Source organism: Celeribacter sp. PS-C1 (assembly GCF_019429625.1).
Classification (GTDB): Bacteria; Pseudomonadota; Alphaproteobacteria; order Rhodobacterales; family Rhodobacteraceae; genus Celeribacter.
The window spans coordinates 468,461-491,766 of record NZ_JAHXRW010000001.1; the positions used below are offsets into that span (position 1 = coordinate 468,461).

The following is a 23,306-nucleotide window of genomic DNA, read 5'->3' on the forward strand; positions in this document are numbered from 1 at the left end:
CCTCCGCTCGGGGCGATTTTAATGGCCCCCGTCGCATGTGTTTCGGCGGGCTTTGATGGGAGTGCAAGCTAAAATCTTAGCTTTTCTTGAGAGAGGCATGGCGCCGACGCGATTGACCGCGAAGTTAAGGGTCCGTTACTTTGACCTATCGAATCCATTTTCCTTGGCAGAGAAATTTTAACGTATCATGGTTAAAACCATGATCGGAGAGTGCATGCAGGTATTGATCGTAGAGAGCAGCCCGGACCTTGGGCGGATCTGGAAGCGTCACCTGGAACGCCAGGGGATGGACGTGTCTCTCGTGCAAGATCAGGAGGAGGCGATTGCCGCCTTGCAACAGAGTGCTCCGGAGTTGATCGTTCTGGATCTCGTGCTTCAAGAGGGCTCTGCTTTCGCGGTCGCCGATTATGCCAATTATCGCCACCCTGAGACCCGCGTGATTTTCACAACGAACACAAGCTTTTTCTCTGACGGGTCGATTTTTCAGCATGCGGCAAATGCCTGCGCCTTTGTCCAGAAGCAGGTCGATCCCGATGATCTCAGCGCCATGGTTGCGCATTATGGGAAGCCGACGCCCTGACGGGCATCGGCATTTTCTGATGTGTTAGCCTCGCTCGTGCGGCGCGTCGAAATCAATCGACGGGGTGACCGGCACGATGCGATGCGGGTTGATCGTTTCGTGGCTGTAGAAATAGTGGCGCACGATGTGATCGAAATGCGTGGTCTCGCGCACGCCGGGCACTTGGTACAGTTCGCGCGTGTAGGCCCAGAGGTTGGGGTAGTCCTTGAGCATGTGTTTGTTGCACTTGAAATGCGTGTGATAGACCTTGTCGAACCGCACGAGCGTGGTGAACAGGCGCCAGTCGGCCTCGGTCAGACGGTCACCCAAGAGGTAACGGCGCTCTGACAACAGTTCTTCGAGAGCATTGAGACCGTCGAACAGCGGATGGATGGCCTCATCGTAGGCGGATTGGGTGGTGGCGAAGCCCGCCTTGTACACGCCATTGTTGATTGGCTCGTAGACACGCTTGTTCATCTCTTCGATCTCGTCACGCATCTCTTCGGGCCAGAAATCGAGCGTGTTGCCAGTGATCGCGTCAAAGGCCGAGTTGAACATACGGATGATTTCGGACGATTCGTTGGAGACAATGGTCGCGGTTTTTTTGTCCCAGAGGATCGGCACGGTGACGCGGCCAGAGACATGGGGGTCGGCCTCCAGATAGACCTCGCGCAGGTAGCGTTTTCCCAAAAGCGTGTCCCCCGTCGCGCCGTCGAAATTGGTGTCGAAGGTCCAGCCGTCTTTGAGCATGTCGGGATGCACGACAGAAATGGTGATGTGATCCTCAAGCCCTTTCAAAGCCCGGAAAATCAACGTCCGATGCGCCCAAGGACAGGCGTAGGAGACAAAGAGGTGATAGCGTCCGCTTTCGGCCGCAAAGCCACCTGTGCCGCTTGGGCCGGGTTGCCCGTCGGGGGTCACCCAGTTGCGGAATCCCGCAGTGGTGCGTTCGAATTTTCCGCCGGACTTGGTGGTGTCATACCAGCCGTCGTGCCATGTCCCGTCTTGCAAGTAGCCCATAGTATCCTCTCATCCTCCGCTTGTGGTAACATGGAGGTAACCGCTTTGCATGCGCGCGCAAACAGGCGTCAGGGCGCATATATGGTGCGCTAGTGCACAAAGGGGAAAGGCGGCCAGATGTGAGACCCGAGATGCCAATGCGCATTGCGGCAATCCGGTGACTCTTGCGGCCGATCTTGGCGCAGGACGAAACGGTTAACTTGACCGAAACCAAGTTTGCTCCAACCTTTGAAGGGAGCGCATGTGCGATGCCAAGATGTGACATGCGCGGTGACTCAAGAGCGCTAGGGAGACGCCCGATGACTGATTTTTTGCCCAAAGAGGTGCTTGAAGGTCTTGAGATGGCCCGCAAACGCGATCTCAAGCGCCGTTCGCGTTTGCGGGTGAAAGTGGGGGAGGAGACCTATCCGATCCTCCGGACATGGGACACTGGCTTTGCGCTCGATCGTGAAAATACGGAACACCTGCGCGGGCTGGTCGATGTCTTCGACGGCACGCGGCACCTCTATCAGGCGCTGATCGTGGCGACGAAAGACGATGGTCATGAGATGAGCTTTGAGTTCAAGCGCTCGACCGTGGCCAGTGACAAGCCGCCACTGGATTACGACCGGCCCGATGACGCGCCGATCGCTTTGTTGCCGCGCTGAATGGCTCTATTGCAGATCGCCAAAGGCGTCTTGCAGCCGTGCCACGGCGTCTTCAACATGTGAGACCTGAGTCCCAAGGTTGAACCGGAGACCGAGTTCACCGCCGGTGCCGAAGGGGGCGCCGGGGCTTGGCACCAGACGTGCATCTTCGGTGACACGTTTCCAGATCTCTGGTGCGTTCATCCCGGTTCCGGAAAAATCGACCCAAGCCAAGTAAGTGCCTTGAAGCGGCACATGCGACAGGCCGGGCACCTCCGTTATACCCTTCGCGAAGATATCGGCATTGTTGGACAAGTAGCGGTTGAGCGCGTCGACCCATTGCGCTCCTTCTGGTGTGTAGCAGGCGCGCGTCAACACCGTGCCGAACAGGTTCGGGGCAAGGTCTGCACAATACACGGTGCGTCTGAATTCCTTGCGCAGTTTCTGGTCCGGGATCGTGACGCAGCCGAGACGGGTGCCAGCGATGGAAAAGGTCTTGGACGCCGAGGTCATGATCACCATCCGCGACAGATACTCTGGCGCGATGACGGCAGTTGGCACATGGTTGTGGCCCGAAAGGATCAGGTCGTGATGCACTTCGTCGGAAACCAGCAAAAGGTCGTGGCGTTCACAGAAGGCGACGATCTGGCGCAGTTCTTCCGGAGTCCAGACATGCCCGCCGGGATTGTGCGGCGAGGATAGCAAGAGCATCTTTTCGCGCCCGGTCATCAACCCGTCGAAGGTCTCGAAGTCTGGGAGGAAGCCGGTTTCTGTGAGCGTCAGCGGCAGTTCAGTCACCGTGCGGCCGTTGCGCGCGACCTTCGAGGCGAATTCATGATACACCGGGGTAAAGATCGCAACGGCATCGCCCGGTTCGGTCCAGGTCTGAATCGAAAAGGCAATGGCATTGCCGAGGCTGGCCGTCGGCGTGATCCAGTCGGTTTCGATCTCCCAGCCGTGGCGGGTTTTCATCCACCACTGGACCGCATCGAACATGCTGTCGACATGGGCGAAATAGCCGAAATCACCCTTGTCGGCCACGTCATGCACGGCAGAGGTGATAAAGCTGGGCGCCACGAAATCCATATCCGCCACCCACATCGGCAAAAGATCGTTCGAGGCAGGAATGCCAAGGGCTTTTTCTGTGATGGTCCATTTGCTGGATTGGGTGCGGATGCGGTCGTAGATCGCGTCGAAATCATATTGGGTCATGGAGGTCCTCTTTTCAAAGGTCACCCTATCGGTTGGAAACGGAGGGTAAAGTTGATTTTCTTGCGCAACCGCCTTGCAAGCACGCGTGCTCCAGTTGCATGATGCATGCGCATTGACTAAATGCAGGGCATGACACTCAAACCGATCCTCATTCACCCCGATCCGCGCCTCAAAAAGCATTGCGATCCTGTCACCGAGTTTGACAAGGAGCTCGCCAAGCTGGCCGACGACATGTTGGAAACCATGTATGACGCGCCGGGCATCGGGCTTGCCGCGCCACAGATCGGTGTGATCCAGCGTATGCTGGTGATGGATTGTGCCAAGGAGGCGGACGGTAGTCCGGAGCCGATGGTTCTGATCAACCCCGAGGTGACGTGGAAAAGCGACGAGCGCAACGTCTATGAAGAGGGCTGTCTGTCGATCCCCGGCCAATATGCCGAGGTCGAGCGTCCGAAGATGGTGCGCGTGAGCTGGCAGGATGTCGACGGCAAGGCGCATGAGCAGGAGTTCGACGAGCTCTGGGCGACCTGTGTTCAGCATGAGATCGACCATTTGGACGGCGTGCTGTTCATCGACTACCTCAAGCCGCTCAAGCGTCAGATGATCACCCGCAAGATGCAAAAGCTCAAGCGCGAGAGGGCTCGTCCCTAATGGCGCGGCGCGAGATCCTGCTCTGGCCGGACGTGCGGCTGAGCATCTCTTGCGCGCCCGTGGATGAGATCACCGACGACATCCGCGCGTTGGTCACCGATATGTTCGACACAATGTATGACGCACCCGGTAGAGGGCTTGCCGGACCGCAAGTGGGCGCGATGCTAAGGCTCTTCGTGATGGATGCGACGTGGAAAGAGGGTGAAAAATCGCCGCTTGTCGCGATCAATCCCGAGATTGTGGCCTTCTCAGATGAGACCTGCGAGATGGACGAGGGCTGTCTCTCTATCCCCGGCATCACAGCCACTGTGACGCGGCCCGAGCGTATCACGCTCGCGTGGACCGATCTCGAGGGGTATCGCCACGCACGCGAGATGACGGGCGCCGAGGCCCGCATCGCTCAGCATGAATATGACCATCTCGACGGGTTGGTGCATTTCGACCGGCTCGACGCGAAAACCCGCGCCCGTCTCGAGGAGATTTACGCATGACACATACGCCGACAGAACGCCCTTTTGTGGCCTACCCGGACAAGCGCCTGAAAACCGCTGTGCCGCCGGTCACCGAGATCACCGAGGAGATTCGCAACATCTGGGCCGATATGGTCGAGACCATGGATGCCATGCCGGGCTATGGCTTGGCCGGGCCGCAGATCGGTGTGATGCAGCAGCTCGCGGTGGTCGATTGCTCCGACGAGCGCGGCAAAGCGATCAAGCTGGCCAATCCCGAAGTACTCCACGACTCCGTGCAGTTGCGCGAACACGAAGAGGCCTCGCCCAACCTGCCGGGCATGTCTGCCGTGATCTCCCGTCCGCGAGCTGTGACTGTGCGGTTTCTCAATGAGGCGGGCGAGATCGAAGAGCGTGATTTCGTCGGGCTCTGGGCGACCTCGGTCCAGCATCAGATCGACCACCTGAACGGCAAGATGTATTTCGACAATCTGAAGCCGGTGAAGCGTCAGATGTTCTTGAAAAAGGCCAAGAAAACGGGAGCCATGAAATGAAGATCGTTTTCATGGGCAGCCCCGACTTTTCCGTGCCTGTGCTCGACGCGCTGGTCGAGGCCGGGCATGAGATCGCCTGCGTCTATTGCCAGCCGCCACGTCCGGCGGGGCGGGGAAAGAAAGACCGCCCGACGCCGGTGCAGGCCCGCGCCGAAGAGCTTGGTCTGCCGGTGCGCCATCCGGTGAATTTCAAAGACCCGGCGGATGTGGCGGCGTTTCAGGACCTGAATGCCGAGATCGCCGTGGTTGTGGCTTACGGGCTTTTGCTGCCACAGAGCATTCTCGACGCGCCCAAGCGCGGGTGCCTCAACATCCACGCCTCGCTTTTGCCGCGCTGGCGGGGGGCTGCGCCGATCCATCGCGCGATCCTCGAAGGCGACAATGAAACCGGCGTCTGCATCATGCAGATGGAGGCAGGCCTCGACACCGGCCCGGTGCTCTTGCGCCAAGAAACTGAGATCACGGCAGAAGACACCACGGCCCTCCTGCATGATCGTCTGTCCGACATGGGCGCCGACGCCATCACCGTGGCGCTCGACACGCTGGATCAACTCGTCCCGGAGCTGCAGCCGGAAGACGGCGTGACCTACGCCAAGAAGATCGACAAAGCCGAGGCGAGGATCGACTGGACCCGCCCCGCGCGAGAGATTGACCGTCAAATCCGCGGCCTTTCGCCTTTTCCCGGTGCTTGGGCCACCTTGAACGGCGAGCGGATCAAGTTTCACATGTCCAAAGTGGTCGAAACCACCGGCACCCCCGGTGAGGTGATTGGCGACTTTACAATCGCTTGCGGGGAGGGCGCGGTCGAAATTCTCACAGCGCAGCGCGAGGGCAAACGTGCTATGCCTGTCTCAGAGATTTTGAAAGGGCTGGATCTGCCAAAGGGCAGCCGGTTCGACTAGGGGCGCGTCATGTTTCCAATCCTGATCGGCACGGTCGTTATCGCGGGCATCGTCGGTTACCTCTGTGAAAAGACAGGGTTCACCCGCAATGGTATCCTGCCGTCGATCATCATCTGTGTCGGTGGCGCGTTTCTGGCCTATTTCGTCAAGCTGATGTTCGGCGTCGGCTTCGGCTCTCCGGGGCTTAACGCCATCGTCTCTTCTCTGGGGGCACTGATCATCGTGCCGACCCATTGGCGGAGGCGCTGATTTATGCCGGTCTTGTTCCTCATTATCGTCGGAGCCGCCGCGGGGTTCATCGCGACCCGTGTGATGGATTTGAAAACCGACCTGATCACCACCGTTGTGATCGGAATGTTGGGTGCCTTGATCGGTGGATTAGTGCTGCGCTTTCTCTTGATGCTTGCCGGCGTGGCGGCAGGCTTTGTCGGGGCTGTCCTAGGAGCGATGCTGTTGATCTGGGCGTGGAAAGCGATCAGGGGGCGGAAATGATTTGGCTTCTGTCCATCCCGGGGATGCTCGCGCGAATCCTCTTCGGCCTCGGTCTCTGGCTAATGTTCCGCCCTGGAGGGTGGTTCGTTGCCTGCTGCCTTGCGGTGGCGGCGACTTGGTACATCAAGGCGTGACGGCTTAGTTCTTAGGTGGCCGCGACTTGTACACCGGCAGAGACCAGCCCCAAGCGAGACTGCCAGCGCGCAAAATGAATGTCACGATTGCGCATATAATAAACTCTAAAATCCCCGGAATCTCAAATTGAGATGCTAAAAGGAGTGCCAGAGGTCCGGCCAGGGCAGCGGAGGCATAAAGCTCGCCATGCTTCAGGATCAGCGGCACTTCGTTGCAGACCACATCGCGCATCATGCCGCCAAAGCACCCGGTCGCGACCCCCATGAGGGCCACAATTACCGGTGGTTGCCCGAGGTTGAGCGCCACACCTGCGCCCGCTGCGACGGCGACGGACAGTGCGATCGCATCGGCCCATAAGAGGGCTTTCTGACGGCTTTCGAACAGATGCGCGGTGAAAAACACCACCGCTGCGACCAGACAGGCGATGACGATATAGGTCGGGTCGGCGACCCAGAATACGGCTTCGCGGTTGAGCAACAGGTCTCGGAGCGTCCCACCACCCACGGCGGTCAGGCAGGCGACAAAGGCGAAGCCGACAAGATCAAGCTGAGCACGGGAGGCGGCCAAAGCGCCGGAGATCGCGAAGACGATGACCGAGGCATAATCGAGGGCCGCCAAAGGTGTCATGCGGCACCTTTCTTGAACGGCGCCATGCCTGCACGGGCCAATTCGTCGGCGCGTTCGTTTTCCGGGTGACCGGCGTGGCCCTTAACCCATTCCCATGTTACATCGTGGCGCTTTTGCGCCTCGTCGATGCGTTGCCACAGATCGACATTCTTCACGGGTTTCTTCGCGGCGGTCTTCCAGCCGTTGCGTTTCCAGCCGTGAATCCAGCCGGTTACACCGTTTTTCACATAGGCGCTGTCGGTGACGATGGTGATCGCCGTGGGGCGTCCGAGGGTCTCAAGTGCCGAGATCGCCGCAAGCAACTCCATACGGTTGTTTGTGGTCTCCGCCTCGCCGCCTTTAAGCTCGCGTTCCTTGACGACCGTGTCGCCGTCCTTCGCCTGCAACAAGGCGCCCCAGCCGCCCGGGCCGGGATTTCCAGAGCAGGCTCCGTCGGTATATGCGTAGAATTCAGCCATGATGGGAGCGGGTGATATCGTGCTTTGTCACGCCGTCAAGGGGGATTGAGATCATGCGGTCTCTCTCAAAACTCTTGGCACTTTGAACTCGACGTTCTCCTGCGCGGTTTCCACCAGCTCGACGGTCACGTCATAGCGATCGCGGAAGGCGTCGATCACCTCATTGACCAACACTTCGGGGGCGGAGGCGCCCGCCGTGATGCCGACAGACTTGATGCCTTCGAGTGCGCGCCAGTCGATGTCGGGAGCGCGTTGCACAAGCTGGGAATAGGCGCAGCCATTGGCTTTGCCGACTTCGACCAAACGTTTGCTATTTGAACTATTTGGGGCGCCAATTACCAAAAGAGCGTTAATATTTGATGAAATGGCTTTCACGGCCGCTTGCCGGTTGGTGGTGGCGTAACAGATGTCTTCCTTATGCGGACCGACGATGTTCGGGAACCGCGCGCGCAGAGCGGCGATCACATCAACCGTGTCATCGACCGACAGGGTGGTCTGGGTGATAAAGGCGAGACGCTCCGGGTCGCGCACTTCAAGCCCCGGCACATCTTCGGGCGTTTCGACCAACAGGACTTCGCCCTCGGGCAGTTGCCCCATCGTGCCGATGGTTTCCGGGTGACCGGCGTGGCCGATCATGATCATCTGAAGCCCGTCGGCGTGATGCCGCTCCGCCTCGATGTGGACCTTGGACACCAGCGGACAGGTGGCGTCGACATAGACCATCTCGCGCTTGGCGGCCTCGGCGGGCACGGCTTTCGGGACGCCATGGGCGGAAAAAATCACCGGGCGGTCATCGGGGCAGTCTTCCAACTCCTCGACAAACACAGCACCTTTCTCTTTCAGCCCATCGACCACGAATTTGTTGTGCACGATCTCATGGCGGACATAGACGGGCGGCCCCCATTTCTCGATCGCCATTTCGACGATCTTGATCGCGCGGTCGACACCGGCGCAGAACCCGCGCGGGGCGGCAAGATAGAGCATAAGTGGGGGCTTGGGGGTCGTTTCGGTCATGCGGCACTCCTGATCTTTTTCAGAGGTAGCGGCGAAAGGGTCGGAGTGCAACGACCGGCACCTGAAAAGACCCGAAAGTGAAAAGCCCCCGCCGAGGGCGAGGGCTTTGAAATTCAGTTGTTGTCGCTGTCGTCGTCACGCGGCTCGCGCGGAGGGCGCCCGAGCACGTCTTTGAGGTCGTTCAACTCGATGAAATTATCGGCTTGGCGACGCAGTTCGTCGGCGATCATCGGCGGCTGAGTGCGGATCGAGGAGACGACAGAGACGCGCACGCCCTGACGCTGCAGGCTTTCGACCAGCGGACGGAAATCGCCGTCGCCGGAGAAGAGCACGATATGATCCACATGGGGTGCCAGTTCCATCGCATCGACGGCAAGCTCGATGTCCATGTTGCCCTTGATTTTGCGTCGGCCCATGGAGTCGGTGAACTCCTTGGCGGGCTTGGTGACCATGGTGAAACCGTTGTAATTCAGCCAGTCGACCAGCGGACGGATCGGCGAATAGTCATCGTTTTCAAGCAGGGCGGTGTAGTAGAACGCGCGCAGCAATTTACCACGGCGCATGAATTCCTGTCGGAGCAGTTTGTAATCGATATCGAACCCAAGCGATTTGGCCGCTGCGTAAAGATTCGACCCATCGATGAACAAGGCAAGCCGCTCATCTTTATAAAACATATAAAGGTCCTTTATATTTTGTTTTTTGGACAGCCCCAAAAGCAATATCTTCCGGGACAGTCAGTTGTTCTTGGCTTTCTGTCCTTTGGAATAGTATGAAATGCGTCAAAGCTGAACTTGCCGAAAAGGATAGGGCTTAAAAAACGTGGGACGAGAGGCAAGTTTGAGCACGGCAAAAATGCGCGCATGGATCGCATTCGGGGCCAATTTACCGTCTGAAACCGGCACTCCTTTGGAGACGCTGAAAGAGGCCTTGCGGGCGTTGAGGGTGAAAGGCGTCGAAGTTGCGGCGCTCAGTCAGATTTATGAGACGCCTTGTTTCCCGGCGGGGGCTGGCCCGGATTATATCAATTTCGCGGCTGAGGTTTCCTATGATGGTCCTCCCGAGGCGTTGTTGTTGGTTCTGCACGAGGTAGAGGCCAGGCTGGGTCGGGTGCGGAAAACCCGTTGGGCCGGACGTCCGATTGACCTTGATTTGATGGCCTATGAAGATGTGGTGCGGCCGGATGAGGCGACGCTTCGACAGTGGATCGAACTGCCGCTGACGGAGCAAACAGTGCGTGCGCCGGATCGGCTTATTCTGCCACATCCACGCATTCAGGATCGCGCCTTTATGCTGATTCCCTTTGCCGACTTGGCGCCGGAGTGGAGGCACCCGCTTTTGGATAAAACCATTGCGGAGATGCTTGCGGCGCGGCCTGAGGATGAGAAAACCGAGGTAAAACCCATGTCCGGGGTTGCAATCGGCACCGATTAAGGGGAAAGGGCGCTTGTCAAGGCAGGGCCGAGCCCCTAAATAGAGCCTTTGAACAAATGCCCCGTCAATCCTAAAGATTGGAGATCCCATGGCCCGCGTGACCGTTGAAGATTGCGTCGACAAGGTTCCGAACCGCTTCGAGCTCGTGATGCTCGCCGCCCACCGTGCGCGCGAAGTTGCGTCTGGCTCTCCGCTGACCGTGGATCGGGACAACGACAAGAACCCGGTTGTTGCTCTGCGTGAGATCGCCGAAGAGACCCAATCCGCCGACGCGCTGCGCGAGCGGATGATCGAAAGCCATCAGACCCAGATCGAGGTCGATGAGCCGGAAGACGATCAAATGGCTCTGCTGATGGGTCAAGAGGCCGACAAACCGGCCGAGGACGACATGTCCGAAGAGAAACTGCTGCGCGCGCTGATGGAAGCGCAGGGGCAAAACTAAGATGCGGGGCCAGATGGCCCCAATCCACGGAGTTCGCGGACCAAAATGATCGACGTCGAAGACCTGATCGCACTGGTCCGCAACTACAACCCCAAGACAAATGCCGATCTGATCCGTGAGGCTTATGCCTACGGACGTGAAATGCATGAGGGGCAGTTCCGCCGCTCCGGCGAACCCTATTTCACCCATCCCGTTGCCGTCGCCGCCATCCTGACCGAACAGTCTCTGGACGATGCGACGATCATCACAGCTTTGCTCCACGATACGATCGAGGACACGCGAGCCTCCTATCAAGAGGTCGCGCGCAAGTTCGGCGAAGAGATCGCGGAGCTTGTGGATGGGGTGACGAAACTCACCAACCTGCAACTGTCGTCGACAGAGACCAAACAGGCGGAGAACTTCCGCAAGCTGTTCATGGCAATGTCGAAAGACCTGCGGGTGATCCTCGTGAAACTCGCCGACCGTCTGCACAACATGCGGACCATCAAGTCGATGCGCCCGGAGAAGCAACTCCAGAAAGCGCGCGAGACCATGGACATCTATGCGCCTCTGGCGGGCCGCATGGGGATGCAATGGATGCGCGAGGAGTTGGAGGATTTGTCCTTCCGCGTCATCAACCCCGAGGCCCGCAACTCGATCATCCGCCGTTTTATTTTGCTGCAACGCGAAACGGGCGATGTGATCCATAAGATCAGCAATGACATCAGCGCCGAGTTGGAGCGCGAGGGGATTGAGGCAGACGTGCTTGGGCGGGCCAAGAAGCCCTATTCAATTTGGCGTAAGATGGAGGAGAAACAGCAAAGTTTCTCCCGTCTGTCAGATATTTACGGATTCCGCGTCATCACCCGTTCTGAGATGGATTGCTACCGTGTCCTCGGTGTGATCCACCAGCGATGGCGTGCGGTGCCGACACGGTTCAAGGACTACATCAGCCAGCCGAAATCTAACGGCTATCGCTCGATTCACACCACAGTCTCCGGGCGGGATGGCAAGCGCGTCGAAGTGCAAATCCGCACCCGTCAAATGCATGAAGTCGCGGAATCCGGCGTTGCGGCACATTGGTCCTATCGTGACGGCGTGCGCGCGCAGAACCCCTTTGCCGTCGACCCGACGAAATGGCTGGCGAGTCTCACCGAGCGGTTCGAGAATGCCGAGGATCACTCTGAGTTTCTCGAACACGTCAAGTTGGAGATGTACTCCGACAAGGTTTTCACCTTCACGCCCAAAGGCGAGGTGGTGTCGCTTCCAAAAGGTGGCACGCCGTTGGATTACGCCTATGCGATCCATACGCGCATCGGTGATAGTTGTGTCGGCGCCAAGGTCGACGGCATCCGCGTGCCGCTTTGGACCCGGTTGAAAAACGGTCAGAGCGTCGAAATTTTGACGGCTGAGGGCCAGCGGCCGCAGGCAACCTGGCTCGATATCGTGGTCACTGGCCGCGCCAAGGCGGCGATCCGCAAGTCCTTGCGCGAAGAGAACCGCGAACGCTTTGTCAAATTGGGTCGGGAATTGGCCCGTGTGGCCTTTGAGCACGTGGGCAAGAAGGCCTCTGAAAAGGCGTTGGCGACGGCGGCGAAACAGATGTCCCTGGCCGATAGCGAGGCACTTTTGGCGCGTCTTGGGTCCGCGGAACTCACGGCTTCCGAGGTGGTCAAAGCGGTCTATCCGGAGCTGGTGCGCGAAAGTGGCGCGATCGACGCGAAGCGTGCGGTGCTTGGTCTTTCCGAAGGTGAGACCTATAATCGTGCCAAGTGCTGTCAGCCGGTGCCGGGCGAACGTATCGTCGGCATCACATATCGCGGCAAGGGCGTGGTGATCCATGCCATCGACTGTCCCGCGCTCGAAGAGCTTGAGGCGGAAACCAATCGCTGGGTCGATCTGCAATGGCATGCCGGGCCGCATGCGCCCCAATATACCGTGTCTTTGGATCTGACGATCTCCAACGATCCGGGGGTTTTGGGCCGTATCTGCACACTGATCGCGGAACAAAAGGCCAATATCTCGGACCTGAATTTCGTGGATCGCAAACCCGATTTCTATCGGTTGATCGTCGATGTGGATCTGCGAGATGTGGAACATCTGCACGCTGTCATGCTGGCGCTTGAGGCCGAAAGCGAAGTGGCGCGGGTGCGCAGATACAGGAATTTGGACAGACGCCCTTGAGGGGGCTAAGGGGATGATGTGGTCTTCAAACGCCGGGAAAAGCTAAAGCCACTTCAATGGCTTGCGCAATCCCTCTGGCCGAAGCGCGGCTGGGGGCGGGCGGTTCGATATCTCAAACATCGCCTCCATCGCTTGCCGGACACCCCACATAAAATCGCGCGCGGTGTTTTCGCGGGGGTGTTCTCCGTCTTTACACCCTTTTACGGCCTGCACTTCGTCATCGCCTTTCTGTTGGCCAAGCTGATGCGCGGCAATGCCATCGCGGCATTGCTGTCGACTTTCGTCGGCAACCCGCTGACCTATGTGCCGATCGGTGTGATCTCGATGAAAATGGGTCACTTCCTGCTCGGCACGGAATTCGACCACCATCACGAACGCAGTTTGGTTGGCAAGTTCTTCGATGCGGCGGATGATTTTTGGCGCAATTTCCTGGCGCTGTTCACGGATGACGTCACGAATTGGGATGCGCTGATCCGGTTCTGGCATGAGATTTTCCTGCCCTATCTGGTGGGGGGGATCATTCCGGGGATCGTGGCTGGGACCGTGGCCTATTACATCACCCTGCCGATGGTGACCGCCTATCAAAACCGCCGTCGCGGCAAGCTCAAGGCCAAGCTCGAAGAGTTGCGCCGCAAGAAGCAGGCCCAGAAAGCCGGGCATAAACCGTAATCCGGAGCAGGTCGCACAGGTCTTGATCGCCTTGATTAGGATTTGTCGGTTTTCTTTCGTGATCCGCACGGTATTGTCCGCGGAAACACCTCTTGCTTGGGAACGACATCATGACCCAGAAACTTCGCCTCGGTATGAACATTGATCACGTCGCCACCGTGCGCAATGCGCGTGGCTCGGCCTACCCGGACCCGGTGCGGGCCGCGAAACTCGCCGAAGAGGCGGGGGCCGACGGGATCACGGCGCACCTGCGCGAAGATCGCCGCCACATCACCGATGCGGACATTGAGGCCTTGGTCGCGAACCTTTCCGTGCCTTTGAATTTCGAGATGGCCGCCACCGACGAGATGCAGGCGATTGCTTTGCGGCACAAACCCCACGCGGTTTGCATCGTTCCCGAGAAACGCGAAGAGCGGACCACCGAAGGCGGGCTTGAGGTCGCGCGGGAGGAAAACCGTCTGGCGCATTTCATCGCTCCCTTGCGCGAGGCGGGATCGCGCGTGTCGATCTTCATCGCAGCCGACCAGCCTCAGATCGAGGCCGCGCATCGCATTGGGGCCGCTGTTGTCGAGTTGCACACGGGGGCCTATTGCGACCTGCATGCGGAAGGCAAATTTGCCGAGCGCGACGAGGAGTTGAAACGCCTGACCGAGATGGCGGCTTTCGCGCACTCTCTGGGGCTTGAGGTCCATGCCGGCCACGGGCTGACTTATGAAACTGTGCAACCCATCGCGGCTTTGCCGGAAATCGTCGAGTTGAACATCGGGCATTTCCTGATCGGCGAAGCGATTTTCCGCGGCATCATCCCGGCCATTCAGGAGATGCGCCGATTGATGGATGAGGCGCGAGGTTAACGCGTTCAGGAGCTTGGTATGATCCTCGGCATCGGCACAGATCTCGCGAATATCGACCGGATCACCGGGACGCTCGAGCGCTTTGGCGAGCGCTTCAAAAACCGTGTTTTCACGGACGTCGAACAGGTGAAGGCCGAGCGACGCCGTGATGTCGCGGGCACTTATGCGAAACGCTGGGCCGCAAAAGAAGCCTGTTCCAAGGCTTTGGGCACGGGGCTCGCGATGGGGATTTCGTGGAAGGATATGGCGGTCAAGAACCTCCACACCGGGCAGCCGGTGATGGAGGTCACGGGCTGGGCCAAAGAACGGCTCGACGAGATGACTCCGCCGGGGCATGAGGCGATCATCCATGTGACACTGACCGACGATCACCCCTGGGCGCAGGCCTTTGTGGTGATCGAAGCCCGCCCGAAGGGCAAATGAGGCGAGTTTGCACAGTCTAGGCGGTGTAAAACCCCGCCTTCACGGGCGTTTGCCTTGACTCCCCGCCGCGCGCCTTTCATATCCCGCTAAAGCGTAAAACCGTTTCCCCAAAGGACGAGAAGATGAGCAGTGCCAAGGACAGCCTGACCGAAACCATCAAAACAGTGGTCTATGCCCTGCTGATCGCCGGGATTTTCCGCACGCTGTTCTTCCAGCCGTTCTTTATTCCGTCGTCCTCGATGAAAGATACGCTGCTGATTGGCGACTTCCTCTTCGTCAACAAGATGAGCTACGGCTATTCGCAGTGGTCTTGCCCGAAGGTGGTGAATTTCCTTTGCCCGATCTCTGGCCGTATCCTTGGCTCTGAACCTGAGCGTGGTGACATCGTGGTGTTCGAACACCCCACCGAGCACCGCACCTTCGTCAAACGTCTGATCGGGATGCCGGGGGATCGGGTGCAGATTCGCGATGGTGTGATTTTCCTCAACGGCGAAGAGGTGACGCAGACGCCCGATGGTGCCTTTGTCGAGACCTTCGAAAAACAAGGCGCGGCTGCACGCTATCCGGCTTGTAGCAACACGCCGGGCGAAGGCGGCGAGTGCGTCAAAGAGAAATTCATCGAGACCCTGCCGGGCGGGCGTCAGCATTCGGTTCTGAACATCCGCACCACCGGCGTTGACAACACACAGGTCTACACCGTGCCTGCGAACAACTATTTCTTCATGGGTGACAACCGCGACAACTCCGCCGACAGCCGCGTGCCGACCACCATGGGCGGCGTGGGTTTTGTCCCCGAGGAATATCTCGTCGGGAAGGTCAGCAACGTGATTTTCTCCGCAGCCGGCAAACGTCTCGTCTATTTCTGGACCTGGCGCAAAGACCGTTTCTTTAAGGCGGTGCAGTGAAGATTTCCGCAGATATCCAGGCGTTCCAGACGCGGCTCGGGCATGAGTTTTCTCAGCCCGAATTGCTCCTGCGCGCGCTTACCCACAGTTCGATCTCGTCCGCGACCCGCCCCGACAACCAGCGCCTCGAATTTCTGGGCGACCGGGTTCTGGGCCTGACCATGGCCGAGGCGCTGTTCGAAAAAGATAAATCCGCCTCAGAGGGTCAGTTGGCGCCCCGCTTCAACGCCTTGGTGCGCAAAGAAACCTGTGCTGATGTGGCGCGTCAGATCGACCTTGGCGCCGTGTTGAAGCTGGGCCGCTCGGAGATGATGTCAGGCGGACGCCGCAAAGAGGCGTTGCTTGCCGATGCGATGGAAGCGGTGATTGCCGCCGTCTATCGCGATGCCGGTTTCGAGGTTGCCAAAGCGCTGGTGCGCAAGCTCTGGGGTAAACGTATCGACCGGGTCGAAGATGACGCCCGTGATGCGAAAACCGCGCTTCAGGAATGGGCGCAGGCCCGCGGGCAGAAGCCGCCGAAATATTCCGAAGTGGCCCGCAAAGGCCCCGATCACGCGCCGATCTTCACCATCGAAGTGACGCTGGAAAGTGGCGAGGCGGAACGCTCCGAGGCGAATTCCAAACGTCAGGCCGAACAAGCCGCCGCCAAGGCGCTTTTGCAAAAACTGGAGGCCAAAAATGGCTGAAACGACACGCGCAGGTTTTGTGGCTTTGATCGGCGAACCCAACGCCGGCAAATCCACGCTGTTGAACCGCATGGTTGGCGCGAAAGTGTCGATCGTGACGCATAAGGTGCAAACCACCCGTGCCCGCATTCGCGGTGTTGCGATGGAGGGGGACAGCCAGATCGTTTTCGTCGACACCCCCGGCATTTTCAAACCCAAACGTCGGTTGGATCGCGCCATGGTGTCAGCCGCTTGGGGTGGCGCTGCGGATGCCGATGTCGTGGTGCTTTTGATCGAGGCGCATAAGGGCGTGACCGAGGGCGTCGAGGCCATTTTGGCGGCTTTGGACGAGCATTCGAACCCGAAACAGAAAGTCGCGCTGGCGATCAACAAGATCGACATGGTGGACGTTGAGAAACTTCTCGCGATCACCAAGGACATGAACGAACGCCGAGACTTTGTGGAGACCTTCATGATCTCCGCTGAAAAGGGCAAAGGCGTTGACGATCTGCGCAAATGGCTCGCCCGCGAACTGCCGGAAGGACCGTGGCTCTATCCGGAGGACCAGATCGCCGATCTGCCGATGCGGATGATTGCCGCTGAAATCACGCGCGAGAAACTGACGCTTAATCTGCACCAGGAATTGCCCTACCAGCTCACCGTCGAGACCGAGAATTGGGAAGAGCGCAAAGACGGTTCTGCCAAGGTCGATCAGGTGATCTATGTTTCGCGTGACGGGCATAAAGGCATCATCCTCGGCAAACGTGGCGAGACGATCAAACGCATTTCTCGCGCCGCGCGTGAGGAATTGTCAGAGTTTCTGGGCCGCAAGGTACACTTGTTCCTGCAGGTGAAAGTGCGCCCGAACTGGTTGGAAGAGGCCGAGCGCTACGGCGAAATGGGGCTCGATTTCAAAGACGGCAACTGATGGCGCGGCTGACGGCGGATGTCTGGGTCTCGGCCTATCTGACGCGGCTGCGGCTTGCCGATATTCCGGCCTTTGTCGTGAAGAAAGGCGATGCCACAGCCGGCGCCGTGATGGTCAAACTCAACACGCTGGACGGTCAGGCCAAGGCGTTTCAACGCGAGTTTAACCTGATGGAAGATCGCCGCGACTGGATGGTTTTGGCCGAAGGCGAGGAGCGTGATGTGGATGCCTCTCTAGCCAAACAACGCAGCTTTGACCCCGATCTCTGGATCATCGAAGTCGAGGACCGTCTGGGGCGCACGCTTTTGGATGAGCCTGGCTTATCGGATTGACCCCGCGTCTGTCGCGGGTCAGGGTCATGTGAGTATTTCGACCAAAAAGAAGCAGGCGCATGATCGAGTGGCGCGATGAAGGGGTGGTCCTCTCCGTCCGAAAACATGGCGAGACCTCGGTGATTGTCGAGGTGTTTACCCCCGAGCACGGGCGGCATGCGGGCGTCGTGCGGGGCGGCATTTCTCGCAAGATGACTCCGCATTTGCAGCCGGGTGGGCAGGTTGCCGTCACTTGGAAAGCGCGGATCGAGGATCATCTAGGGAGCTTTACGTTCGAGCCGGTGAAAAGCCGCGCTCATGTGCTGAATGATCCCATGGCGTTGGCCGGAATGACGGCGATGACCGCGATGCTCTCACATCTTCTGCCGGAGCGCGAGGCGCATGGCTATCTCTATGTCGACAGTCTGACGCTGTTCGATCGGATCGGCACAGACCCGATGTGGCCGCTGGCCTATCTGCATTGGGAGGTATCTTTGTTGGAGGAGCTGGGCTTTGGCCTCGATCTGTCCTCTTGCGCGGTGACCGGATCGCCAGACGATCTGATTTATGTCTCGCCCAAGACGGGCCGTGCCGTGTCCCGAAAAGGCGCGGGGGAATGGGCGGATCGGCTTTTGCCCCTGCCGCAATGTCTGTTGGGGCAATCGTCTCTGGATTTTGCCGAGATCGGGCAGGGGCTCAGGACGACGGGACATTTTCTGGCGAAGATCACGGCGGAGTTGTCGGATCGGGGCCTGCCCGCCGCGCGGGATCGGTTCGTGGACCGGCTCGCAAAAAAGGCGGCGCAGGAGGCACCGCCTTTTTGAGGTTCTTTGAGACTTCGCTCAGCCCAGCAGACGCCGCGCAATCACCTGCGCCTGAATTTCCCCAGCACCTTCGAAGATGTTCAGAATCCGCGCGTCGCAGAGGATGCGGGAAATCTGATATTCGAGCGCAAAGCCGTTGCCGCCATGGATTTGAAGCGCATTGTCGGCGGCGGCCCAAGCGACGCGCGCGCCCAAGAGTTTCGCCATACCGGCCTCAAGGTCACAGCGGTGGCCGTGATCTTTTTCCCAAGCGGAGAAATAGGTGAGCTGACGCGCCACCATGATCTCGACCGCCATCATAGCCAGCTTGCCGGAGACGCGCGGGAATTCGATCAGAGATTTGCCGAACTGCTTACGGTCCTCGGCATATTGCATCCCGACCTCGAGCGCGTTTTGCGCGACGCCGATGGCGCGCGCGGCGGTCTGGATGCGGGCGCTCTCGAAGGTCTCCATGAGCTGTTTAAAGCCCTTACCTTCTTCGCCGCCCAGAAGGTTTTCTGCCTTCACCTTGAACCCGTCAAAGCCCAACTCGTATTCCTTCATGCCGCGATAGCCCAGCACTTCGATCTCGCCGCCACTCATGCCCGGAGTGGGGAAGGGGTTTTCGTCATCGCCCGGCGTCTTTTCGGCCAGGAACATCGACAGGCCTTTGTAATCCGTGGTGTCTGGATCGGTGCGGGCCAAGAGCGTCATCACATGGGTGCGCGCGGCGTGGGTGATCCAGGTTTTGTTGCCGGTCACCGTGTAGGTCTCACCCTCTTTCACCGCTCTGGTGCGCAAGGATCCGAGATCGGAGCCGGTGTTCGGTTCGGTGAAGACCGCAGTGGGCAGAATTTCGGCGGAGGACAGTTTTGGCAACCACTGTTCCTTTTGCGCCTCGGTGCCGCCGCCGAGGATCAACTCGGCGGCGATTTCGGACCGCGTGCCCAGAGAACCGACACCGATGTAGCCGCGGGAAAGCTCTTCAGAGACCACGACCATCGCCGCCTTCGGAAAGCCAAAGCCACCGTATTCCTCGGGGATCGTGAGGCCGAAGACGCCCAGTTCTGCCAGTTCCTCGATGATCTCCATCGGGATGAAATCGTCTTTCAGGTGCCATTCGTGACAGAAGGGCGCGACTTTTTCGTCGGCGAAGCGGCGGAATTGATCGCGGATCATTTCCAATTCGTCGTCGAGGCCCGACGCCCCAAACGTCGCATGGCCGGAATTGGTGCGCATCAGTTCGACAAGCCGCGTGCGAGCGCCTGTCGAATTGCCTTCGAGCATAAGCTTGACCACTTCGCAGTGGCTCGGCTGCACGAGGCCCAGACCAAGATCTGAAAGTCGGCAGATCTCGCCCTGATTCATCGGGATGCCGCCGTAAATCTGACTCAGGTATTCGCCGAACGCGATCTGGTGAATCAGCTGCTCCATCTCGCCGAACTTGCTCTCGCCCGACAGTGCCTCGGCCCATTTTTGCATCTGGCGCAGGCTTTCGACATAGGTGGCAAGCCAGGCAAGCCCATGGGCAGCGGTTTGATTGGCCTCGATCTTTTTGCTGGATATGCGGTCGCCGTCGAGAAACTCGGAACGCAAGGCGGCACGCGCCCGGTCCAGAATGGCCTCCGCCGGGGCCACAGCCGCGCCGGTCAAAGCCATAAGATCAGGCAAAATAGGGTTCGACATGGTCATCTCCTGTTGGTCAAGGGCCATGAGATTCTCTCCTCCTTGGGGACTTGCACTTATCTAATCCTTTCGCAGTCGCAGCGCAATAATATTTTCCAATGAACTTTAAAAATGACGTAAAGTGTCGCAAGGGATGAGTTTGTTTGGCTTGGCCCAGAGAAAGAAAAGCGCTGGCACCATGCGACTTGCCCTTTGTCCTATACCTCAAGAGGGCGGCGTTCTATCAGGGGCTATGATGTTTGAAAGCCTCCTGACCCTTCTCACCCTACCGCAGATTTTTGCCGCGCTCGCAATCACGCTTTTGGCGGGTTTCGTCAAAGGCGCGACGGGGTTTGCCATGCCGATGATCATGATCTCGGGGCTGGGTTCTTTTCTGGCGCCGGAGGTGGCGCTTGCGGGGCTGATTTTTTCGACTGTGGTCTCCAATGTCTGGCAGGCGCTGCGTGGCGGCGCAGCGGAGGCCGTTGCGGCGGCGAAACAGTACAAGCTCTACATTGGCGCGCTTTTGGTGCTGATCGTGCTCTCCGCTCAGCTTGTGGTGATCCTACCGCAATCGGTGGTATTTCTGAGCCTCGGTCTCATTGTGATCGTGCTGGCGAGCTATCTCCTGATCGGGCCTGCTCTGCATATTCCGGAGCATCATCGCGGCTTTTATGATCTGGGCCTCGGCGCGATTTCCGGCATGATCGGTGGGGTGGCAGGCATTTGGGGGCCTCTGACCGTGGCCTATCTGACCGCCGTGGATACGCCGAAGAAATTGCAGATCAAGATCACAGGCGTGATCTTTGGCACCGGCGCTCTGACGCTTTTGTTGGCGCATTTGCGTTCTGGCGTGTTGAATAACCAGACCATTCCGCTGTCTGCGGCACTTCTGGTTCCTGCGCTTCTGGGGATGGCTCTGGGGCAGCGGGTGCAGGATCGTTTGGATCAGAAGAAATTTAAACGTGCGACGCTGTTTGTGCTTTTGGTGGCGGGCGCCAATCTGGTCCGGCGTGGGTTATTCTGATCGTTGTCTTCGCGTGGCCTCAAGACGCAATTTGGTCTCGGCCACTTTGGGCGCCAGCGACATGAGATAGGCAGTCACGGATTCCGGTTCGCCCTCGGAAAGGTCGACGGACTCCATTTGATCGGTGCCTCGGATCGCTTGTGTGACGTCACTTAGGATCGAACCCTGAATGTCCGGACCATTGCCGCCCAAGGCCTCTTCGCCGTGACAGGCCATGCAGAAATCGGTGAAGACCTCTTCGCCAAAACCGATCAGCGCGGGGTCGGAAAAATCGACCTCCTGCGCGAGAGCCGGGGTCGTGAGCAGCGTGAAAATCAGAGCATATTTCATGGCAACAGACTGCCAGAGCGGCGTGACATCTGAATGACGCGCAAAAGAAAACGCCCCGGACCATGCGGGCCGGGGCGTCAATTCATCAGGTGAGGAAAGGCCTTAGCCGATGGCGGCGGCTTTCACGTCCTCATCGATATAGGGCAGGTACTGTTCGAAGTTCTCTTTGAACATATGGACCAGTTTCTCAGCCTGCGCATCGAAGGCCTCTTTGTCGGCCCAGGTGCGGCGCGGGTCGAGAAGAACATCGGCCACACCCGGCACGGAGACCGGAACGTCGAAGCCGAAGTTGTCGTCCTTGCGGAATTCGACCTCGGCCAGCGTGCCTTCAAGAGCGGCGTGCAGCAGGTTGCGGGTTGCCTTGATCGGCATCCGCGAGCCAACACCGAACGCGCCACCGGTCCAGCCGGTGTTGACGAGCCAGCAGGTCGCGCCATGTTTCGCGATCTTCTCACGCAGCAGGTTGCCGTAGGCTTCCGGACGACGCGGCATGAACGGCGCGCCGAAGCAGGTGGAGAAGGTCGGGATCGGCTCGGTCACGCCCACTTCGGTGCCCGGGGTCTTCGAGGTGAAGCCGGAGAGGAAGTGATACATGGCCTGAGCAGGTGTCAGGCGCGCGATCGGAGGCAGAACGCCATACGCGTCACAGGTCAGAAGGATGATGTTCTTCGGGTGACCGCCCATCGCCGTTTCAGACGCGTTGGAGATATAGTGCAGCGGGTAGGCGCAGCGCATGTTTTCGGTCAGCGAGCTGTCTTGGAAGTCGAGCTCTTTGGTGTGCTCGTCATAGACCATGTTCTCGATCACGGTGCCGAACATCGAGCAGGTCGCATAGATTTCCGGCTCTGCCTCGGCGGAGAGGTTGATGGTCTTGGCGTAGCAGCCGCCTTCGAAGTTGAAGGTGCCTTTGTCGGACCAGCCATGTTCGTCGTCGCCGATCAGCACACGGGCCGGGTCGGCGGAGAGCGTCGTTTTGCCGGTGCCGGAGAGACCAAAGAAGATCGCGGTGTCGACCGGGTTGCCCGGCGCGTGGTTGGCGGAACAGTGCATCGCCATGATGCCTTTGCCCGGAAGGATGTAGTTCAACAGGGTGAACACGCCCTTCTTGTTCTCGCCCGCATATTCGGTGTTGCCGATCAGGATCAGCTTTTTCTCGAAGTTCAGCGCGATGATCGTCTCGGAGCGGCAACCGTGCTTTTCCGGGTTCGCTTTGAAAGACGGGCAGTTGATGATGGTGAAATCGGCAGTGAAATCATCCAGATCGCTGAGCTCGGGGCGGCGCAGCATGGTGCGGATGAACAGGTTGTGCCAAGCCAATTCGGATACGACGCGCACGTCAAGCTGGTTGGCCGGGTCGGCGCCGCCGTACAAATCCTGAACGTAATAGTCCTTGCCCTTCATGTGCTCGAGCATGTCGGCGTAGAGCACGTCGAATTTTGCCGGATCCATGGGCTGGTTGTTTTCCCACCAGATGGTGTCTTCCACATCCGGGGTGCGGACGACGAATTTGTCTTTCGGGGACCGGCCGGTGTGTTCGCCAGTGCTGACGAGGAAAGAGCCGCCTTGGCCCAGCGAGCCTTCGCCGCGCTTGATGGCTTCTTCGATGAGGGCCGGCTCGAGAAGGTTGTAATAGACATTGCCAAGTCCGGTAATGCCTTGGTCTTCAAGGGTGAAAGCCGGGTTCACGCGTCCGGTTGTCATATGCAAACTCCCTCGCCGTGTCCTTGCCGGCGTCTTTGGATATAGAATTCTGTACCGCGAAAGGGCCATTCGCGGATGGGCAACACATGTGCCAACGGAGTTGCTATATCACGCTTGCGCCGCGCGTAAACAGGAGGCAGATCAAGAGTTAGCGCAACCACTTAAGGGGTAGCGCAAACACTCGGCGGGTGGCGGACTTCAGAGCCAATATGCGTAAGGGATAAGCGCGAAGGTGAGACAAATTAGCCATTCCTTGAAACTTTTGGCTTTCTATGGCTTTAACCCCGGAC

Annotated in this window: 29 protein-coding genes; 20 read left to right on the plus strand and 9 right to left on the minus strand. The window is 58.8% G+C overall.

Annotated elements, in window-relative coordinates; genetic code table 11:
• Positions 1–214 precede the first annotated feature (214 nt).
• The gene (locus J5Y17_RS02330; RefSeq protein WP_219783583.1) at positions 215–580 is read left to right on the plus strand and encodes a response regulator transcription factor; all 366 of its coding nucleotides are present in this window, start codon (positions 215–217) and stop codon (positions 578–580) included.
• Positions 581–604: 24 nt separating this feature from the next.
• On the opposite strand, the gene J5Y17_RS02335 is transcribed toward J5Y17_RS02330, so the two are convergent.
• Positions 605–1,579: a glutathione S-transferase family protein gene (locus tag J5Y17_RS02335; protein WP_219783584.1), complete on the minus strand. Its 975-nt coding sequence runs from the start codon at positions 1,577–1,579 to the stop codon at positions 605–607.
• 299 nt (positions 1,580–1,878) lie between these two features.
• Between J5Y17_RS02335 and J5Y17_RS02340 the strand changes: the two genes are divergently transcribed.
• Complete coding sequence (locus J5Y17_RS02340; RefSeq protein WP_219783585.1) at positions 1,879–2,226, plus strand: hypothetical protein; 348 nt, start codon at positions 1,879–1,881, stop codon at positions 2,224–2,226.
• Positions 2,227–2,232: 6 nt separating this feature from the next.
• Here the strand turns inward: J5Y17_RS02340 and J5Y17_RS02345 are convergent, their stop codons facing one another.
• Positions 2,233–3,417 (minus strand): MalY/PatB family protein, encoded by a 1,185-nt coding sequence (locus tag J5Y17_RS02345; protein WP_219783586.1) that lies wholly within the window; start codon positions 3,415–3,417, stop codon positions 2,233–2,235.
• A gap of 129 nt (positions 3,418–3,546) precedes the next feature.
• On the opposite strand from J5Y17_RS02345, the gene def (J5Y17_RS02350) reads away from it, so the two are divergent.
• The 6 genes from def (J5Y17_RS02350) to J5Y17_RS02375 are packed head-to-tail and all read left to right on the plus strand — an operon-like array spanning position 3,547 to position 6,465.
• Complete coding sequence (gene def, locus J5Y17_RS02350) at positions 3,547–4,068, plus strand: peptide deformylase (protein WP_219783587.1); 522 nt, start codon at positions 3,547–3,549, stop codon at positions 4,066–4,068.
• Positions 4,068–4,559 carry a peptide deformylase gene (gene def / locus J5Y17_RS02355; protein WP_219783588.1) on the plus strand — a complete coding sequence of 164 codons (492 nt, stop codon included), beginning with the start codon at positions 4,068–4,070 and terminating at the stop codon, positions 4,557–4,559. Before def (J5Y17_RS02350) ends, def (J5Y17_RS02355) begins: the two co-directional genes overlap by 1 nt.
• A complete protein-coding gene (gene def / locus J5Y17_RS02360) occupies positions 4,556–5,071 on the plus strand; it encodes a peptide deformylase (RefSeq protein ID WP_219783589.1) in 516 nt (171 codons plus the stop codon). Before def (J5Y17_RS02355) ends, def (J5Y17_RS02360) begins: the two co-directional genes overlap by 4 nt.
• Positions 5,068–5,973 carry a methionyl-tRNA formyltransferase gene (gene fmt, locus J5Y17_RS02365; protein ID WP_219783590.1) on the plus strand — a complete coding sequence of 302 codons (906 nt, stop codon included), beginning with the start codon at positions 5,068–5,070 and terminating at the stop codon, positions 5,971–5,973. The genes def (J5Y17_RS02360) and fmt overlap by 4 nt, the downstream gene beginning before the upstream one ends.
• A 9-nt stretch (positions 5,974–5,982) precedes the next feature.
• The gene (locus J5Y17_RS02370) at positions 5,983–6,222 is read left to right on the plus strand and encodes a hypothetical protein (RefSeq protein ID WP_167600889.1); all 240 of its coding nucleotides are present in this window, start codon (positions 5,983–5,985) and stop codon (positions 6,220–6,222) included.
• Positions 6,223–6,225: 3 nt separating this feature from the next.
• Positions 6,226–6,465 (plus strand): GlsB/YeaQ/YmgE family stress response membrane protein, encoded by a 240-nt coding sequence (locus tag J5Y17_RS02375; RefSeq protein WP_219783591.1) that lies wholly within the window; start codon positions 6,226–6,228, stop codon positions 6,463–6,465.
• A 138-nt stretch (positions 6,466–6,603) separates the two neighbouring features.
• On the opposite strand, the gene J5Y17_RS02380 is transcribed toward J5Y17_RS02375, so the two are convergent.
• From J5Y17_RS02380 to J5Y17_RS02395, 4 genes are all read right to left on the minus strand, one after another.
• Positions 6,604–7,227 carry a trimeric intracellular cation channel family protein gene (locus J5Y17_RS02380; protein WP_219783592.1) on the minus strand — a complete coding sequence of 208 codons (624 nt, stop codon included), beginning with the start codon at positions 7,225–7,227 and terminating at the stop codon, positions 6,604–6,606.
• Positions 7,224–7,685 (minus strand): ribonuclease HI, encoded by a 462-nt coding sequence (gene rnhA / locus J5Y17_RS02385; RefSeq protein ID WP_219783593.1) that lies wholly within the window; start codon positions 7,683–7,685, stop codon positions 7,224–7,226. Before rnhA ends, J5Y17_RS02380 begins: the two co-directional genes overlap by 4 nt.
• Positions 7,686–7,736: 51 nt before the next feature.
• Positions 7,737–8,699 carry a 4-hydroxy-3-methylbut-2-enyl diphosphate reductase gene (gene ispH / locus J5Y17_RS02390; RefSeq protein WP_219783594.1) on the minus strand — a complete coding sequence of 321 codons (963 nt, stop codon included), beginning with the start codon at positions 8,697–8,699 and terminating at the stop codon, positions 7,737–7,739.
• 113 nt (positions 8,700–8,812) lie between these two features.
• The gene (locus J5Y17_RS02395; RefSeq protein ID WP_219783595.1) at positions 8,813–9,373 is read right to left on the minus strand and encodes an NYN domain-containing protein; all 561 of its coding nucleotides are present in this window, start codon (positions 9,371–9,373) and stop codon (positions 8,813–8,815) included.
• Positions 9,374–9,536: 163 nt separating this feature from the next.
• On the opposite strand from J5Y17_RS02395, the gene folK reads away from it, so the two are divergent.
• The 11 genes from folK to recO all read left to right on the plus strand — a co-directional run bounded on the left by folK (position 9,537) and on the right by recO (position 18,314).
• The gene (gene folK / locus J5Y17_RS02400) at positions 9,537–10,130 is read left to right on the plus strand and encodes a 2-amino-4-hydroxy-6-hydroxymethyldihydropteridine diphosphokinase (protein ID WP_255571801.1); all 594 of its coding nucleotides are present in this window, start codon (positions 9,537–9,539) and stop codon (positions 10,128–10,130) included.
• An 88-nt stretch (positions 10,131–10,218) separates the two neighbouring features.
• The gene (gene rpoZ / locus J5Y17_RS02405; RefSeq protein WP_219783596.1) at positions 10,219–10,572 is read left to right on the plus strand and encodes a DNA-directed RNA polymerase subunit omega; all 354 of its coding nucleotides are present in this window, start codon (positions 10,219–10,221) and stop codon (positions 10,570–10,572) included.
• A gap of 45 nt (positions 10,573–10,617) precedes the next feature.
• Positions 10,618–12,735, plus strand: coding sequence for a bifunctional (p)ppGpp synthetase/guanosine-3',5'-bis(diphosphate) 3'-pyrophosphohydrolase (locus J5Y17_RS02410; protein WP_219783597.1), 2,118 nt, complete (start codon positions 10,618–10,620; stop codon positions 12,733–12,735).
• A gap of 18 nt (positions 12,736–12,753) precedes the next feature.
• Positions 12,754–13,404, plus strand: coding sequence for a DUF2062 domain-containing protein (locus tag J5Y17_RS02415; protein ID WP_219783598.1), 651 nt, complete (start codon positions 12,754–12,756; stop codon positions 13,402–13,404).
• A gap of 110 nt (positions 13,405–13,514) precedes the next feature.
• Complete coding sequence (locus J5Y17_RS02420; RefSeq protein WP_219783599.1) at positions 13,515–14,258, plus strand: pyridoxine 5'-phosphate synthase; 744 nt, start codon at positions 13,515–13,517, stop codon at positions 14,256–14,258.
• Between the two features lie 18 nt (positions 14,259–14,276).
• Positions 14,277–14,681 (plus strand): holo-ACP synthase, encoded by a 405-nt coding sequence (gene acpS, locus J5Y17_RS02425; protein ID WP_219783600.1) that lies wholly within the window; start codon positions 14,277–14,279, stop codon positions 14,679–14,681.
• A 122-nt stretch (positions 14,682–14,803) separates the two neighbouring features.
• Positions 14,804–15,586 (plus strand): signal peptidase I, encoded by a 783-nt coding sequence (gene lepB, locus J5Y17_RS02430; protein ID WP_219783601.1) that lies wholly within the window; start codon positions 14,804–14,806, stop codon positions 15,584–15,586.
• A complete protein-coding gene (gene rnc / locus J5Y17_RS02435) occupies positions 15,583–16,272 on the plus strand; it encodes a ribonuclease III (RefSeq protein ID WP_219783602.1) in 690 nt (229 codons plus the stop codon). The genes lepB and rnc overlap by 4 nt, the downstream gene beginning before the upstream one ends.
• The gene (era, locus tag J5Y17_RS02440) at positions 16,265–17,179 is read left to right on the plus strand and encodes a GTPase Era (RefSeq protein WP_219783603.1); all 915 of its coding nucleotides are present in this window, start codon (positions 16,265–16,267) and stop codon (positions 17,177–17,179) included. The genes rnc and era overlap by 8 nt, the downstream gene beginning before the upstream one ends.
• Positions 17,176–17,511, plus strand: a complete 336-nt coding sequence (locus J5Y17_RS02445) for a DUF1491 family protein (RefSeq protein WP_219783647.1) — start codon at positions 17,176–17,178, stop codon at positions 17,509–17,511. The genes era and J5Y17_RS02445 overlap by 4 nt, the downstream gene beginning before the upstream one ends.
• A gap of 59 nt (positions 17,512–17,570) precedes the next feature.
• Positions 17,571–18,314: a DNA repair protein RecO gene (recO, locus tag J5Y17_RS02450; RefSeq protein ID WP_219783604.1), complete on the plus strand. Its 744-nt coding sequence runs from the start codon at positions 17,571–17,573 to the stop codon at positions 18,312–18,314.
• Between the two features lie 18 nt (positions 18,315–18,332).
• Here recO and J5Y17_RS02455 read toward each other — a convergent pair whose 3' ends face one another.
• Positions 18,333–20,006: an acyl-CoA dehydrogenase family protein gene (locus tag J5Y17_RS02455; protein ID WP_219783605.1), complete on the minus strand. Its 1,674-nt coding sequence runs from the start codon at positions 20,004–20,006 to the stop codon at positions 18,333–18,335.
• 208 nt (positions 20,007–20,214) lie between these two features.
• Here J5Y17_RS02455 and J5Y17_RS02460 point away from each other — a divergent pair, with 208 nt between their 5' ends.
• The gene (locus tag J5Y17_RS02460; protein WP_370628824.1) at positions 20,215–20,985 is read left to right on the plus strand and encodes a sulfite exporter TauE/SafE family protein; all 771 of its coding nucleotides are present in this window, start codon (positions 20,215–20,217) and stop codon (positions 20,983–20,985) included.
• Here the strand turns inward: J5Y17_RS02460 and J5Y17_RS02465 are convergent.
• Positions 20,977–21,315, minus strand: a complete 339-nt coding sequence (locus J5Y17_RS02465) for a cytochrome c (protein ID WP_219783607.1) — start codon at positions 21,313–21,315, stop codon at positions 20,977–20,979. The genes J5Y17_RS02460 and J5Y17_RS02465 overlap by 9 nt on opposite strands.
• A 102-nt stretch (positions 21,316–21,417) precedes the next feature.
• Positions 21,418–23,016 carry a phosphoenolpyruvate carboxykinase gene (locus J5Y17_RS02470; protein WP_219783608.1) on the minus strand — a complete coding sequence of 533 codons (1,599 nt, stop codon included), beginning with the start codon at positions 23,014–23,016 and terminating at the stop codon, positions 21,418–21,420.
• Positions 23,017–23,306: the final 290 nt, after the last annotated feature.

What these genes read in the sequence shown, in the direction of transcription:
- J5Y17_RS02330 (WP_219783583.1), top strand. Translation starts at nt 215, where the DNA reads ATGCAGGTATTGATCGTAGAGAGCAGCCCGGACCTTGGGCGGATCTGG.
- J5Y17_RS02335 (WP_219783584.1), bottom strand. Translation starts at nt 1,579, where the DNA reads ATGGGCTACTTGCAAGACGGGACATGGCACGACGGCTGGTATGACACC.
- J5Y17_RS02340 (WP_219783585.1), top strand. Translation starts at nt 1,879, where the DNA reads ATGACTGATTTTTTGCCCAAAGAGGTGCTTGAAGGTCTTGAGATGGCC.
- J5Y17_RS02345 (WP_219783586.1), bottom strand. Translation starts at nt 3,417, where the DNA reads ATGACCCAATATGATTTCGACGCGATCTACGACCGCATCCGCACCCAA.
- def (WP_219783587.1), top strand. Translation starts at nt 3,547, where the DNA reads ATGACACTCAAACCGATCCTCATTCACCCCGATCCGCGCCTCAAAAAG.
- def (WP_219783588.1), top strand. Translation starts at nt 4,068, where the DNA reads ATGGCGCGGCGCGAGATCCTGCTCTGGCCGGACGTGCGGCTGAGCATC.
- def (WP_219783589.1), top strand. Translation starts at nt 4,556, where the DNA reads ATGACACATACGCCGACAGAACGCCCTTTTGTGGCCTACCCGGACAAG.
- fmt (WP_219783590.1), top strand. Translation starts at nt 5,068, where the DNA reads ATGAAGATCGTTTTCATGGGCAGCCCCGACTTTTCCGTGCCTGTGCTC.
- J5Y17_RS02370 (WP_167600889.1), top strand. Translation starts at nt 5,983, where the DNA reads ATGTTTCCAATCCTGATCGGCACGGTCGTTATCGCGGGCATCGTCGGT.
- J5Y17_RS02375 (WP_219783591.1), top strand. Translation starts at nt 6,226, where the DNA reads ATGCCGGTCTTGTTCCTCATTATCGTCGGAGCCGCCGCGGGGTTCATC.
- J5Y17_RS02380 (WP_219783592.1), bottom strand. Translation starts at nt 7,227, where the DNA reads ATGACACCTTTGGCGGCCCTCGATTATGCCTCGGTCATCGTCTTCGCG.
- rnhA (WP_219783593.1), bottom strand. Translation starts at nt 7,685, where the DNA reads ATGGCTGAATTCTACGCATATACCGACGGAGCCTGCTCTGGAAATCCC.
- ispH (WP_219783594.1), bottom strand. Translation starts at nt 8,699, where the DNA reads ATGACCGAAACGACCCCCAAGCCCCCACTTATGCTCTATCTTGCCGCC.
- J5Y17_RS02395 (WP_219783595.1), bottom strand. Translation starts at nt 9,373, where the DNA reads ATGTTTTATAAAGATGAGCGGCTTGCCTTGTTCATCGATGGGTCGAAT.
- rpoZ (WP_219783596.1), top strand. Translation starts at nt 10,219, where the DNA reads ATGGCCCGCGTGACCGTTGAAGATTGCGTCGACAAGGTTCCGAACCGC.
- J5Y17_RS02410 (WP_219783597.1), top strand. Translation starts at nt 10,618, where the DNA reads ATGATCGACGTCGAAGACCTGATCGCACTGGTCCGCAACTACAACCCC.
- J5Y17_RS02420 (WP_219783599.1), top strand. Translation starts at nt 13,515, where the DNA reads ATGACCCAGAAACTTCGCCTCGGTATGAACATTGATCACGTCGCCACC.
- acpS (WP_219783600.1), top strand. Translation starts at nt 14,277, where the DNA reads ATGATCCTCGGCATCGGCACAGATCTCGCGAATATCGACCGGATCACC.
- lepB (WP_219783601.1), top strand. Translation starts at nt 14,804, where the DNA reads ATGAGCAGTGCCAAGGACAGCCTGACCGAAACCATCAAAACAGTGGTC.
- era (WP_219783603.1), top strand. Translation starts at nt 16,265, where the DNA reads ATGGCTGAAACGACACGCGCAGGTTTTGTGGCTTTGATCGGCGAACCC.
- recO (WP_219783604.1), top strand. Translation starts at nt 17,571, where the DNA reads ATGATCGAGTGGCGCGATGAAGGGGTGGTCCTCTCCGTCCGAAAACAT.
- J5Y17_RS02455 (WP_219783605.1), bottom strand. Translation starts at nt 20,006, where the DNA reads ATGGCCCTTGACCAACAGGAGATGACCATGTCGAACCCTATTTTGCCT.
- J5Y17_RS02460 (WP_370628824.1), top strand. Translation starts at nt 20,215, where the DNA reads ATGTTTGAAAGCCTCCTGACCCTTCTCACCCTACCGCAGATTTTTGCC.
- J5Y17_RS02465 (WP_219783607.1), bottom strand. Translation starts at nt 21,315, where the DNA reads ATGAAATATGCTCTGATTTTCACGCTGCTCACGACCCCGGCTCTCGCG.
- J5Y17_RS02470 (WP_219783608.1), bottom strand. Translation starts at nt 23,016, where the DNA reads ATGACAACCGGACGCGTGAACCCGGCTTTCACCCTTGAAGACCAAGGC.